12 protein-coding genes are annotated in these 13,019 nt (G+C 74.1%); 8 read left to right on the top strand and 4 right to left on the bottom strand.

Going from position 1 to position 13,019, the window contains the following annotated elements:
• From ngg to OG767_RS05690, 4 genes are all read left to right on the top strand, one after another.
• On the top strand, positions 1-1,842 hold the full coding sequence (gene ngg / locus OG767_RS05705; RefSeq protein WP_405092461.1) for an N-acetylglutaminylglutamine synthetase: 1,842 nt from the start codon (positions 1-3) through the stop codon (positions 1,840-1,842).
• Positions 1,839-3,023 (top strand): osmoprotectant NAGGN system M42 family peptidase, encoded by a 1,185-nt coding sequence (locus OG767_RS05700; RefSeq protein WP_405092460.1) that lies wholly within the window; start codon positions 1,839-1,841, stop codon positions 3,021-3,023. The genes ngg and OG767_RS05700 overlap by 4 nt, the downstream gene beginning before the upstream one ends.
• Before the next feature lie 305 nt (positions 3,024-3,328).
• Positions 3,329-4,258, top strand: a complete 930-nt coding sequence (locus tag OG767_RS05695) for a ribonuclease Z (protein WP_405092459.1) — start codon at positions 3,329-3,331, stop codon at positions 4,256-4,258.
• Positions 4,255-4,764, top strand: a complete 510-nt coding sequence (locus OG767_RS05690) for a GNAT family N-acetyltransferase (RefSeq protein ID WP_405092458.1) — start codon at positions 4,255-4,257, stop codon at positions 4,762-4,764. The genes OG767_RS05695 and OG767_RS05690 overlap by 4 nt, the downstream gene beginning before the upstream one ends.
• Before the next feature lie 31 nt (positions 4,765-4,795).
• On the opposite strand, the gene OG767_RS05685 is transcribed toward OG767_RS05690, so the two are convergent.
• The gene (locus OG767_RS05685) at positions 4,796-6,166 is read right to left on the bottom strand and encodes a cystathionine beta-synthase (RefSeq protein ID WP_107162303.1); all 1,371 of its coding nucleotides are present in this window, start codon (positions 6,164-6,166) and stop codon (positions 4,796-4,798) included.
• A gap of 73 nt (positions 6,167-6,239) precedes the next feature.
• Complete coding sequence (locus OG767_RS05680; protein WP_281944153.1) at positions 6,240-6,596, bottom strand: YkvA family protein; 357 nt, start codon at positions 6,594-6,596, stop codon at positions 6,240-6,242.
• Between the two features lie 132 nt (positions 6,597-6,728).
• Here OG767_RS05680 and OG767_RS05675 point away from each other — a divergent pair, with 132 nt between their 5' ends.
• The 4 genes from OG767_RS05675 to OG767_RS05660 are packed head-to-tail and all read left to right on the top strand — an operon-like array spanning position 6,729 to position 11,433.
• Positions 6,729-7,775, top strand: a complete 1,047-nt coding sequence (locus OG767_RS05675; protein ID WP_405092457.1) for an SGNH/GDSL hydrolase family protein — start codon at positions 6,729-6,731, stop codon at positions 7,773-7,775.
• On the top strand, positions 7,772-8,587 hold the full coding sequence (locus OG767_RS05670; protein WP_405092456.1) for an SGNH/GDSL hydrolase family protein: 816 nt from the start codon (positions 7,772-7,774) through the stop codon (positions 8,585-8,587). The genes OG767_RS05675 and OG767_RS05670 overlap by 4 nt, the downstream gene beginning before the upstream one ends.
• 58 nt (positions 8,588-8,645) lie before the next feature.
• A complete protein-coding gene (locus OG767_RS05665) occupies positions 8,646-9,908 on the top strand; it encodes an acetyl-CoA C-acetyltransferase (protein ID WP_405092455.1) in 1,263 nt (420 codons plus the stop codon).
• A gap of 40 nt (positions 9,909-9,948) precedes the next feature.
• Positions 9,949-11,433 carry a CHAD domain-containing protein gene (locus OG767_RS05660; protein WP_405092454.1) on the top strand — a complete coding sequence of 495 codons (1,485 nt, stop codon included), beginning with the start codon at positions 9,949-9,951 and terminating at the stop codon, positions 11,431-11,433.
• A 305-nt stretch (positions 11,434-11,738) separates the two neighbouring features.
• On the opposite strand, the gene OG767_RS05655 is transcribed toward OG767_RS05660, so the two are convergent.
• Positions 11,739-12,059: a hypothetical protein gene (locus OG767_RS05655; RefSeq protein ID WP_405092453.1), complete on the bottom strand. Its 321-nt coding sequence runs from the start codon at positions 12,057-12,059 to the stop codon at positions 11,739-11,741.
• A gap of 73 nt (positions 12,060-12,132) precedes the next feature.
• Complete coding sequence (locus tag OG767_RS05650; protein WP_405092452.1) at positions 12,133-12,963, bottom strand: Bax inhibitor-1/YccA family protein; 831 nt, start codon at positions 12,961-12,963, stop codon at positions 12,133-12,135.
• Positions 12,964-13,019: the final 56 nt, after the last annotated feature.

Genomic DNA, 13,019 nt, shown 5'->3' with positions numbered 1-13,019 from the left:
GTGACCGACACCCTCGCCACCGGCACGGCTCGCACCGACCGGGAACGGGTGCTCGGCCGGCGTCGGGAACGCACCGGCCCGGGCGGCGACCCGGTCGCCCCCGGCCCGCCGGAGCCGGCGCTGCCGTCCACCGCCGTGGCCACCGACGCCTCCGGCGTGGTGCTGGACTGCGGCTGGGGCCGGCTGGTCTTCGGCCAGACCTTCACCGACCAGGTGCACGTCGCCGACGTGCTGCGCTCCGAGGCCAACGGCGCCCGGGACATCTGCATCTACCTGCGCGACCCGCACGTGCTGGTCTCCCGGCTGCCGGACGAGCTGTTCATCGACCCGTCGCTGACCTACCGGCTGCCGCTGGGCGAGCACCGGCCGGCCGCCACCGAGGGCGAGGACATCCCCGGGTTGACCGTCCGGCCGCTGCGCGACGCCGACGACGCGGACGCGGTGAACCGGATCTACGCCCGCAACGGCATGGTCACCGCCCCGGTCGAGGTGCTGGTGGACAACGCCGCCACCGACCGGTTCCTGCACCTGGTCGCCGAGAACGCGGCCGGCGAGGTGGTCGGCACCATCACCGGCGTGGACCATGTCGCGGTCTTCGCCGACCCGGAGCGGGGCGCCAGCCTCTGGTGCCTGACGGTGGACTTCAACACCGCGCCGCCCGGCACCGGCCAGGCGCTGCTCACCGCGCTCGCCGACCAGCTCGACGCGCGCGGCCGGGCGTACGTGGACCTGTCCGTGCTGGCGGAGAACTCGGGCGCGATCCGGCTCTACGAGCGGCTCGGCTTCCACCGCACCGGCACGCTCTGCGTGAAGCGGAAGAACCCGATCAACGAGCGGCTGTTCCTGCCGGCCATGCCCGAGGGTTACGACGGGCTGAACCCGTACGCGAGGATCGTCGCGGACGAGGCGATGCGGCGCGGCATCCGGGTGGAGGTGACCGACCCGCACTGGGGTGAGCTGAAGCTGACCAGCGGCGGCCGGACCATCCACACCCGTGAGTCGCTGTCGGAGCTGACCTCGGCGGTGGCGATGAGCCGCTGCGACGACAAGCGGGTGACCCGGCGGATCCTCACCGAGGCGGGCCTGTCCGTGCCGCGGGGGCGCACCGCCACCGGCGAGCCCGACGACCTGGCGTTCCTGGCCGACGTCGGCCCGGTGGTGGTCAAGCCGGCGCGCGGCGAGCAGGGCAACGGGATCACCGTCGGCGTACGGACACCGGAGGCGCTGACCACGGCCGTCGAGCTGGCCCGGCGGTTCTGCCCGGACGTGCTGATCGAGGAGCTGCGCGCGGGCGAGGACCTGCGGGTGGTGGTGATCGACCACGAGGTGGTGGCCGCCGCGGTCCGCCGGCCGGCGCAGATCACCGGCGACGGCGTGCACGACGTCACCGAGCTGATCGAGCGGCAGAGCCGCCGCCGGGCCGCCGCCACCGGTGGCGAGTCCCGGATCCCGATCGACGACATGACCCGCGAGGTGGTGGCCGAGGCCGGCCACCAGATGCACGACGTGCTGCCGGAGGGTCAGGTGCTGGCGGTCCGCCGGACGGCCAACCTGCACACCGGCGGCACCATCCACGACGTGACCGCCGAGCTGCACCCGGCGATCGCCGAGGCGTGCGTGACGGCCAGCCGGGCGCTGGACATCCCGGTCACCGGGCTGGACCTGCTGGTGCCCGCGCCGGACGCCCCGGAGCACGTGTTCATCGAGGCCAACGAGCGGCCGGGGCTGGCCAACCACGAGCCGCAGCCGACCGCCGAACGCTTCGTCGACCTCCTCTTCCCGGGCACGCGGGCACCGCAGCGACTCTGGTCGCCGGCCGGTGCGGCAGGCTCAGGGGCATGACCGCACGCAAACCCCAACCGCTCGACCTCGACCTCGAATACCTGCGCCAGGTGCTGGTGGAACTGCTGGAGATCCCCAGCCCGTCCGGGCGCACCGACCACATCCAGCAGTACGTCGGCGAGCGGCTCTCCGCGCTCGGGATCAGCTCCACGCTGACCCGGCGCGGGGCGCTGAGCGCCTGCCTGCCCGGGCCCCGGCCGACCGGCGCGGACCGGGCCGTCGTGGTGCACACCGACACCATCGGCGGCATGGTGAAGCGGCTCAAGGAGAACGGGCGGCTGGAGATCAACCCGATCGGCACGCACAGCGCCCGCTTCGCCGAGGGCGCCCACGTGCGGATCTTCACCGACGACCTGGACCGGGTGGTCACCGGCCAGGTGCTGCCGCTGAAGGCGAGCGGGCACCGCTACAACGAGGCGGTCGACCTCCAGGGGGTCGGCTGGGAACTGGTCGAGGTCCGGGTGGACGAGCCGGTGCACGACGAGGCCGGCCTGCGGGCGCTCGGCATCGACGCCGGGGACTTCGTCGCGCTGCTGCCCAACCCGACCATCACCCCCACCGGGTACGTCAAGTCCCGGCACCTGGACGACAAGGCCGGGGTGGCCGCGGTGCTGACCGCGTTCAAGGCGATGGTCGACGCCGGCGTCACCCCGGCGGTCACCGCGCACCTGCTGGTCACCGTCACCGAGGAGATCGGCCACGGCGCCAGCCACGGGCTCGACCCGGACGTGGCGGAGATCGTCTCGGTGGACGCGGCGGTGGTCGCGCCCGGCCAGCAGTCCCGGGAGACCGCCGCCACGCTGGCCATGGGCGACGGGGTCGGGCCGTTCGACTACCACCTGACCCGCAACCTGGCCGCCATCGCCACGGAGCACGGCGTCGACCTGGTCCGCGACGTCTTCGACTACTACCGCTCGGACGCGGCGTCCGCGGTCGAGGCCGGCGCGCACGCGCGGGTGGCGTTGCTCGGCTTCGGCGTGGACGCCACCCACGGCCACGAGCGGACCCACCTCGACGGCCTCCACCAGCTCACCCAACTGCTCTGCCTCTACCTCCAGAGCCCGCTGGTCTTCCCGGAGTGGGACGCCGAGCCGGAGGGCGACCTTGCCGACTTCCCGTCGCTGGCGGTGCAGCCGGCACACGAGGACGGCCCGCGCGAGGGCCCGATCGGCGTGGAGTGAACGTCTGTGATCGAAATCCGTTGCCGAGGCCGCCGGGAAGTGGATAGCGTGGCGGTACACGGGAAAGGAGGTGGTCCAGACTTGTATAGCAATCGGACTCGTGAGGTGGCTGTCCGCTAGCCGCTGTCCTCGACAGTGAACATCGTCCGCCGCGAGGCGGGCACAGCACGATCGTCGAGACCGTGTGGCAGCGGTGCGGCGAAACCACGACAGCCACCCGACCCCCGGGGTGCCGGCCCAGTCCAGCCGGCCCGCGCGCGAGCGCGGAAGCCCCGGGGGTCGTTCCATGTCAGCCGGAGGATGCGGTGTCGATGCGGGAGCTGGTGGTGCTCGGCACGGCCAGTCAGGCCCCCACCCGGGCACGCAACCACAACGGTTACCTGCTGCGCTGGGACGACGAGGTGATCCTCTTCGACCCGGGCGAGGGCAGCCAACGCCAGATGCTGCACACCGGCGTGACCGCCACCGACCTGACCCGGATCTGCGTCACCCACTTCCACGGCGACCACTGCCTCGGGCTGCCCGGCATGATCCAGCGACTCTCCCTGGACCGCGTCCCGCACCCGGTGGCCGTGCACTTCCCGGCCGGCGGCGCCGACTACTTCGCCCGGCTGCGGCACGCGTCCAGCTTCCACGAGACCGCCGAGCTGGCCGTCGAGCCGATCGACGCCGACGGGCAACGGATCACGCTGGGCGTCGGCACGCTGGAGGCCCGCCGGCTGCGCCACCCCGTCGAGACGTACGGCTACCGGCTCGTCGAGCCGGACGGCTGCCGGATGCTGCCGGAGCGGCTGTCCGCGTACGGCATCGTCGGTCCGGCGGTGGGCAAGCTGCTCCGCGAGGGCCACCTGGACGTCGACGGACGCCGCGTCACCTCCGACCAGGTGAGCGTCACCCGACCGGGGCAGCGGTTCGCGTTCGTCATGGACACCGGGCTCTGCGACGGCGTGTACGCGCTGGCCGAGCACGCCGACCTGCTGGTCATCGAGTCGACGTTCCTGGCGTCGGAGGCCGCGCTCGCCGCCGAGGTCGGCCACCTCACCGCCGGCCAGGCCGCGCGGGTGGCCACCGAGTCGGGGGTACGCACGCTCGTGCTCACCCACTTCTCCCAGCGGTACGCCGACCCCCGCCGATTCCATGACGAGGCCCGCGAGCACTTCGCCGGCGACCTGGTGATCGCCGAGGACCTCCAGACGATCCCGGTGCCGCCCCGGCGGGTACCGTCGCCCGGGTGACCGTCTCCCTACGCCCCGCGACCGAGACCGACCTGCTGGTGGTCGGCGCCCTGCACCAGCGTTCCCGGGTGGCGGCGTACTCGTCGTTCCTGCCCGCCGAGGCGCTGGCCGAGCCCACCGCCGAGGCGATGGGCCACTACTGGGTGGAACGGTTGACCTGGGAGGGCACGGACCACCGGATGACCGTGGCCGAGCGGGACGGACGGCTGGTGGGCTTCAACTATCTCGGGCCGGACGACGAGGGTGACCCGGCGACCGGGCTGCTCCACGCCCTGCACCTCGACCCGGACGAGCGGGGCCGGGGCACCGGCCGGGCGCTGATGCTGGACGCGCTGGACGCGGCGCGCGCCCGTGGGTGGACCCGGGCGGCGCTGTGGGTGCTGGCCGACAACGCGTCCGCGCGCCGCTTCTACGAGCGCGGCGGCTGGCATGCCACCGGCACCCGGGGCACCGACCGGATCGGCCCCCGGCGGGTCGCCCGGCTCCGCTACGCGCGGGAGGTGTGAGGGGCCCCGTCGCCGGGGCCCCGCACCCCGCTCAGCGCGCGCCGAGGTGGGCCAGCAGGTCCTGCCGGGTCAGCACACCCTTGGGCTTGCCGTCGACCAGCACGAGCGCCGCGTCGGCCTTCTCCAGCAACGTCACCGCCTCGCTGACCGGCTGCCCGCCGCCGATCATCGGCAGCGGCTCGCCCATGTGCCGCTCGATCGTGTCGTGCAGGTGGGCCTGGCCGGTGAAGAGCGCGTCGAGCAGGTCCCGCTCCGCGATCGAGCCGGCCACCTCGCCGGTCACCACCGGCGGCTCGGCCTTGAGCACCGGAAGCTGGGAGACGCCGTACTCGCGCATGTAGTCGATGGCGTCGCGGACCGTCTCGGTCGGGTGCACGTGCACCAGCTCGGGCAGGCCACCCGGCTTGCCGCCGAGCGCGTCGGCCACGGTCGGCTCGGCGCCGGCGTCGTCCAGGAAGCCGTACCGGGCCATCCAGCGGTCGTTGAAGATCTTCGAGAGGTAGCCCCGGCCGCCGTCCGGCAGCAGCACCACCACCACGTCGTCCGGGCCGGCCTTGCGGGCCACCTCCAGCGCGCCCACCACGGCCATGCCGCAGGAGCCGCCGACCAGCAGCCCCTCCTCACGGGCCAGCCGGCGGGTCATCTCGAAGGACTGCTTGTCGGACACCTCGACGATCTCGTCGGCGACGGACCGGTCGTACGTCTCCGGCCAGAAGTCCTCGCCGACGCCCTCGACCAGGTAGGGCCGGCCGGTGCCGCCGGAGTAGACCGAGCCCTCCGGGTCCGCGCCGATCACCTTCACCCGGCCCTCGGACGCCTCCTTGAGGTAGCGGCCGATGCCGGAGATGGTGCCGCCGGTGCCGACGCCGGCGACGAAGTGGGTGATCTTCCCGTCGGTCTGCCGCCACAGCTCCGGGCCGGTCGTCTCGTAGTGCGAGCGCGGGTTGGCCGGGTTGCTGTACTGGTTGGGCTTCCACGCGCCGGGGATCTCCCGGGCCAGCCGGTCGGAGACGTTGTAGTAGGAGCGCGGGTCCTCCGGCGCGACGGCGGTCGGGCAGACCACCACCTCGGCGCCGTACGCCCGCAGCACGTCCTGCTTGTCCTGGCTGACCTTGTCCGGGCAGACGAACACGCAGCGGTAGCCCCGGAGCTGGGCCACCAGGGCCAGCCCGACGCCGGTGTTGCCGCTGGTCGGCTCCACGATCGTGCCGCCCGGCCCGAGGATGCCCGCCTTCTCGGCGTCCTCCACCATGCGCAGCGCGATCCGGTCCTTGACCGAACCGCCCGGGTTGACGTATTCCACCTTCGCCAGCACGGTCGCCTGAATGCCCTCGGTGACGTTGCGCAGGCGAACCAGCGGGGTGTTGCCGATCAGCTCGACGACGTTGTCGTAGTACCGCACCTCGTTGTGCCCTTCGTAGCGCCGCCGTCGGAGGGCGGCCGGTCAGCCGGTTCGCCGCCCAGCGTACGTGCCGTCAGGGGGCCACCTGCCCCGGGATGACGGAGCTGCGGCGTGCCTCCCACTCCAGGAACCGTTCGGTCTCGGCGAGCACGCTGCCGGCCAGCCAGGTGACCATGACGGCGTCGTCGGCCAGCCCGAAGATCGCCAGCGGAATCTCCGGCAGCAGGTCGATCGGGGAGACGACGTACGCCGCCGCGCCGGCCATCAACGCCAGGCGCAGCCCGCCGTCGTACTCCCCCCGCCCGGTGGCCCGGATCATGCGCGGCAGCGCCGCCAGCCGGGCACCCAGCGACGGCCCGCCCCGCGCCCCGGCCGCCAACGCCCGGGCCAACGCGGCGAACGCGGCGCTGCGCTTCAACGTCTTCCCCATGATTCCGCCTCTCTTCGCCGGACCAGGGTGCGGCCCCGTGGCAAGCCCACCCCCACCGGTACCCAGAACGGCCGGCTCCCAGCCGCAGGATCAAGGACAGCGGTCGTCGTACCGGCGCGATACTGTCGGTTCATGGGGGACGTCGGTTCCGTCGCGCCGGCCCGTCGGCGACGCGCCCGGCAGATCGCCCGCCTCGCGGCGATCGGCACGGGTGCCACGGTGGCGGCCACGGCCGCCACCGGTGGCGTGCTGCTCGGCCAGGCCCGGCAGGCCCGCCGCACCATCCCGATGGCCGAGGCGCCGCCACCACGCTGCGACGGCGTCTACGGCGCGAGGTTCCCCGGCCAGCCGGTCACCATGGTCGTCCTCGGCGACTCCTCCGCGGCCGGCTACGGCGTGCACCGGCGCCGGGAGACGCCCGGCTCGCTGCTGGCCACCGGCCTGTCCCGCCGGCTGCACCGTCCGGTCCGGCTGCACCGGTTCGCCGTGGTGGGCGCGCTGTCGGCCGGGCTGAAGCCGCAGGTCGAGTCCGCCCTGGAGGTCACTCCGGACGTGGCCGTGGTGCTGGTCGGCGGCAACGACGTCACCAACCGCACCCCGCCGGCGTTGGCCGTGCGCTACCTGGTCGACGCGGTCCGCACGCTGCGCGCCGCCGGTTGCGAGGTGGTCGTCGGCACCTGCCCCGACCTGGGCACGATCCGGCCGATCCAGCCGCCGCTGCGCTGGCTGGCCCGACGCTGGAGCCGCCAGCTCGCGGCCGCCCAGACGGTGGCCGTGGTGGAGGCGGGCGGCCGGACGGTCTCCCTCGGTGACCTGCTGGGGCCGCGGTTCGCCGCCGAGCCCGGCCGGATGTTCGCCTGGGACCGGTTCCACCCCTCGGCGGAGGGATACGCGATGGCCGCGGCGGCGCTGCTGCCCACCGTGCTCTCCGCGTTGGGCGCGGTGCCGGAACGCCGTCCTTCGCGCATCGGGCTGGAAGGCGTACGGTCGCTCCCGGAGGCGGCCCACGAGGCGGCCCGGCACGCCGGCACGGAGGTCAGCGGCGCCCAGCTCCGGGGCCGCGACCGCGGGCCGGGCGGTCGGTGGGCACAGCTCCGCCGGCGAGCGTTCTTCGGCGTCGGCGCGATGCCCCCCAGCGGCACCGCCACCGACTCGGCCACGCTGGAGGGAATGGCATGAGCGGATCGAACGAGACGGCGGCCCGGTGGGGCCGGGCCGCGGCGCTGTCGCTGCTGGCCGGCACGGTGGGTGGCGCGGCGGTCCTCGCCGGCCAGGCCATCGCCGCCCGCACCCGGGAGTACGCCCAGCCCGAGCTGGGTCTGGTGCTGCGCGCCACCGTCGGCCGGGCCGACGCCCCGCCGCTGCGGCTGGTGCTGCTCGGCGACTCGTCGGCGATCGGGGTGGGCGTCGACCGGTTCGAGGAGACCATCGGCGGCCAGCTCGCCCACCTGCTCGCCGAGGGGCCGACCGGCCGGCGGGTGCACCTGTCCAGCGTCGGGGTCTCCGGGTCCCGCGCCATCGACCTGGCCACGCAGGTGGCCCGCGCGCTGCTCGGCGAGCGGCCCGACGTGGCGGTGGTGCTGATCGGGGCGAACGACGCCACCGCCATGGGCCGTCCGGCCGACGCGGCGGCGTACCTCGGCTCGGCGGTCCGCCGGCTGCGCGAGGCCCACATCGAGGTCGTCGTCGGCACCTGCCCCGACCTCGGCGCGGTACGCGCCGTCGCCGCTCCGCTGCGCCAGGTGCTCGGCTGGTCCGGGCGGCGGATGGCGCGGGCCCAGACGGCGGCCGTGCTGGATGCCGGCGGCACCGTCGTCGACCTGGGCACCGAGACCGGCCCGGTGTTCCGGGCCGACGCCGGCACGCTCTGCCACGACGGCTTCCACCCCTCCGCGGACGGCTACCGGGTCTGGGCGCACGCGCTGCTCCCGGCCGTCGAGGCCGCCGCCACGGTCGCGTTCCGGCACCACCGTCGGCCGCCGGCGGGGTGACATTTCCCGCCCGGGGCGCGGCTTCCACCGCAAGTTACCCGCGGGTTAACGTTGGTTCATGCCGATTGAGTCGCCCCGCGACGCCGTCATCGTCGCCACCGCCCGGTCCCCCATCGGCCGCGCGTTCAAGGGTTCCCTGCGCGAGGTCCGCCCGGACGACCTCGCCGCCACCATCGTCCAGGCCGCCCTCGACAAGGTGCCGGCGCTCGATCCCACCACCATCGACGACCTCTACCTCGGGTGCGGTCTGCCCGGCGGTGAGCAGGGCTTCAACATGGCCCGGGTGGTCGCCACGCTGCTGGGCCTGGACGGGCTGCCCGGCGCCACGCTGACCCGCTACTGCGCCTCCTCGCTCCAGACCACCCGGATGGCGATGCACGCGATCCGGGCCGGTGAGGGCGACGTGTTCGTCTCCGCCGGTGTGGAGATGGTCTCCCGTTACGCCCGGGGCAACTCGGACACCCTGCCGCCGGAGGCGCAGGCGCTGGTCGGCGGCGGTTGGGAGAACCCGCGCTTCGCCGAGGCACGCGAGCGCTCACAGGCCCGCACGCAGGCCGGCGCCGAGGTGTGGACCGATCCGCGGGAGGCCGGCCGGCTGCCGGACATCTACCTCACCATGGGGCAGACCGCGGAGAACCTGGCCCAGGTGTACGACGTCACCCGCGCGGACATGGACGCGTTCGGCGTCCGCAGCCAGAACCTGGCCGAGAAGGCGATCGCGGACGGCTTCTGGGCCCGCGAGATCACGCCGGTCACCACGCCGAACGGCACCGTGGTCAACGCCGACGACGGCCCGCGTCCCGGGGTGACCCTGGAGGGCGTGGCCGGCCTCAAGCCGGTGTTCCGCCCGGACGGCCGGATCACCGCGGGCAACTGCTGCCCGCTGAACGACGGCGCCGCCGCCCTGGTGATCATGAGCGCCGGGCGGGCGGCCGAGCTGGGGCTCACCCCACTGGCCCGGATCGTCTCCACCGGCGTCACCGCGCTCTCCCCGGAGATCATGGGCCTCGGCCCGGTCGAGGCGTCGAAGCAGGCGCTGAAGCGGGCCGGCATGACCATCGACGACGTCGACCTGGTGGAGATCAACGAGGCGTTCGCCGCCCAGGTGATCCCGTCGTATCGGCAGCTCGGCATCCCTGAGGAGAAGCTGAACGTGGCCGGCGGCGCGATCGCGGTCGGTCACCCGTTCGGCATGACCGGCGCCCGGATCACCGGCACCCTGCTCAACGCGCTGGAGTGGCACGACAAGACCATCGGCCTGGAGACCATGTGCGTCGGCGGTGGCCAGGGCATGGCCATGGTGCTCGAACGACTGAGCTGAACCCGGTTCACCACGGCACGCGCCGGGTACCGGAACCCGCATGGCGACCGTCGTGGAACGCGAGCGCAAATTCTCCGGCGACGAGGGTTTCCGGCTGCCCGACCTGACCGGGTGCGGTGGCGTCGTGACGATGTCCGACGCCACCGGGTCGGAGCTGGACGCCGTCTACTGGGACACCGACGACCTGCGGCTGCTGCGGAGCGCCCACGCGCTGCGGCGGCGTACCGGCGGGCACGACGCGGGCTGGCACCTCAAGGTGGGCGCGGTCGGTGGAGCCCGGGTCGAGCACCAGTTCCCGGCCGGGGCGGCCGACGCCGGCCCACCGGCCGAGCTGGTCGCGTTGATCCGGGGCGCGTCCCGGGGTCGGCCGGTGGCCCCGGCGGCCCGGATCGTCAACCACCGCCGGGAGCGACGGCTGCTGGACGCCGACGGTCGTGTGCTGGCCGAGGTGGCCGAGGACGACGTCCGGTCCGAGGACCTGGTCGACGGCACCGCCCGGACCTGGCACGAGATCGAGGTCGAGCTGGTCGACGGCGACGAGGAGCTGCTCGACGCGGTTTCCGCCCGGCTGGCCGGGGCCGGCGCCCGGGAGGTGTCGGTCAGCAAGTCCCACCGCGCGGTCGCCGGGCGGCTCGCCCGGTTCGACGACCGGGCGCCCACCGGCCCGGCCGGACCGGTCGTGGGGTACGCCCGGAAGCAGCGGGACGCGATCGTCGGCAACCACGCGGCGGCGTACCAGGGGGACGCGGACGCGGTGCACGACATGCGCGTCGCGATCCGCCGCCTGCGGGCCACGCTGCGCACGTTCCGTGGCCTGTGGGACCGGCGGGAGAGCGAGGCGGTCCGGGGCGACCTGCGTCGGCTCGGCGGCGACCTGGGCGCGGTCCGCGACGTCCAGGTGCTGACCGCCCGACTCGCCGCGGCGGTGCACGAGTTGCCCGACGAGCTGGTGCTCGGCCCGGTCGCCGCGCGGGTCGGGGAGCGGTTCGCCGCCGACCTGGCCGGGTCGGCCACCGCCCTGCGCGCGGCGCTGGACGACGACCGTTATCCCGACCTGCTGTCCCGCCTGGACCGGCTGCTCGACGCCCCGACCGGCGAGGTGAACCGCCGTTGGGTGGACCGCCGGGTGCGCCGCGCGGTGCGCCGCGCCGACGAGCGGCTGGACCGGGCGCTGGCCGACCGCGGACCGGCCGGGGACACCACCCTGCACGAGGCGCGCAAGAAGTACAAGGCGGCCCGGTACGCGGTGGAGGTCCGGGTGCCCGACGCCGGCAAGCCGGCCGCCCGCCTGGTGAAACGGCTCAAGACGCTCCAGAACCTGCTCGGGACGCACCAGGACTCGGTGGTGACCCGGGAGGCGCTGCGCCGGCACGCGCTGCGGGCGTACGCCGAGGGCGAGAACACGTTCACCTACGGCCTGCTGCACGCGCGGCAGGCCGAGGCCGCCGGGCACGACCTGCCGGCGGTGCGGCGCGCACTCGACCGGGCCCGCCGACCCGGGGTGCGCCGCTGGCTGAAGCCCTGATCGCCGACTCTCACTCCAGCCCGACCGGACCGGCGGCCACCGACTCCACCGCCGGTAGGGAGACGCTCCGGTCGCCACTCGCACCGACTTTCCCGGCGCCTACGAACTTGATGGCGCAAACGGGTCGGGTACAGCGTGTCGCGAGAGACCACGGCGCGACCCGTCGCGCCACCGGAACGGAAACGTGCTGCACCTCGTCCGCGATCTTGCACTTCCGGCCCGCTGCCCGCCCGTCGTACCCGATTCGCCGGGGCAACAAGTGCAAGATCGCCGGGGGTGGGGGTGGGGGTGGGGGTGGGGTGGGGTTAGAGGGTGGCTCGGGTGTGGGTTATCGCGTTGACGGCGCCGGTCAGGACCGGGGCCGGTGGGGCGGCCAGGGCCAGGTCGGCGGCGACCACCCGGAGTTGGTCGGGCAGGGCCAGGTCGCTGGGCAGCCGGGGCACCTCGCGACGCGGCTCACCGGCGGCGTCGGCGGCCAGGTTGGCGAGCTCCTGGACCAGCTTGTGCACCAGGTCGGCCCGGGACACGTTGCCGCCCGCGGCCGGCGCCGACCAGCGCGGCTGCTGCCAGTGCCCGACCTGTCGGACCAGCAGGGCCACCGCCCGGTCCAGTTCCGCTGCGCTCATCACCGCCGAGTCTACGGACGACGCCCGCCGCCGCGGGATGCGGCAGGCGGGCGTCGACGGGCGGGCGGGACGGTCAGTCGTCGCCCTGGAAGTAGCTGAGCAGCCGCAGGATCTCGATGTAGAGCCAGACCAGCCCGACCACGATGCCGAACGCGGCCGTCCAGGCGTAGCGCTGCGGGAGCCCCATCCGGACCCCCTCCTCGATCTGGGCGAAGTTGAGCACGAAGCTCAGCGACGCCACCACGATGCAGACCAGGCTGAAGCCGATGGCGAGCGGGCTGCCGTCCCGCAGGTGCGTGTTGACGCCGAACAGCGACAGCACCAGGTTGACCAGCATCACGCCGAACAGGCCGGCGATGATCGCCACCATGATCCGGGCGAACTTCGGGGTGGCCCGGATGATCCGCGCCTTGTAGATCATCGCCATCAGGAAGAAGACGCCGAAGCTGGCCGCCACCGCCTGGAGCACGATGCCGTCGTAGAGCGAGTCGAACGCCTTGCTGACCATGCCGACGAAGACGCCCTCGACGATCGAGTACGCCACCACGAGCGCCGGGTTCGCCATCCGGGAGAACGAGATGATCAGGCCGAGCACCAGGCCGACCACGGCGGCGCCGATCCAGGCGACGCCGACCAGGGCGTCCGGCACGAGCACCCAGGCCGCAGCGGCCGAGGCGCCCAGGATGGCGAGCATGAGGACCGTCTTGACGACCACGTCGTCGAGGGTCATCGGGGTCACCGCAGGCGGGGCCACCGGCTGGCCGTAGCCGCTCGGGTACTGCTGCTGCGGGTACTGCTGGGGGTATCCGGGCTGACCGTACGGCCCGGGCTGGGCGTACCCGGTCGCCCGCTCACGCTCGGCCGCCTGGCCGAGCCGGGCGAGCACCGGGTTCGAGGTCTTCACTTCTCAGGCCTCCCTCAGGGGGTCGTTCGCACGTAGACGTGCACCTCCCAGCGTAG

The sequence above is a fragment of the Micromonospora sp. NBC_01392 genome (assembly GCF_045040125.1).
Classification (GTDB): Bacteria; Actinomycetota; Actinomycetes; order Mycobacteriales; family Micromonosporaceae; genus Micromonospora.
The sequence above is the reverse complement of the archived record's forward strand: the minus strand, read 5'-3'. Positions and strand labels throughout refer to the sequence as shown.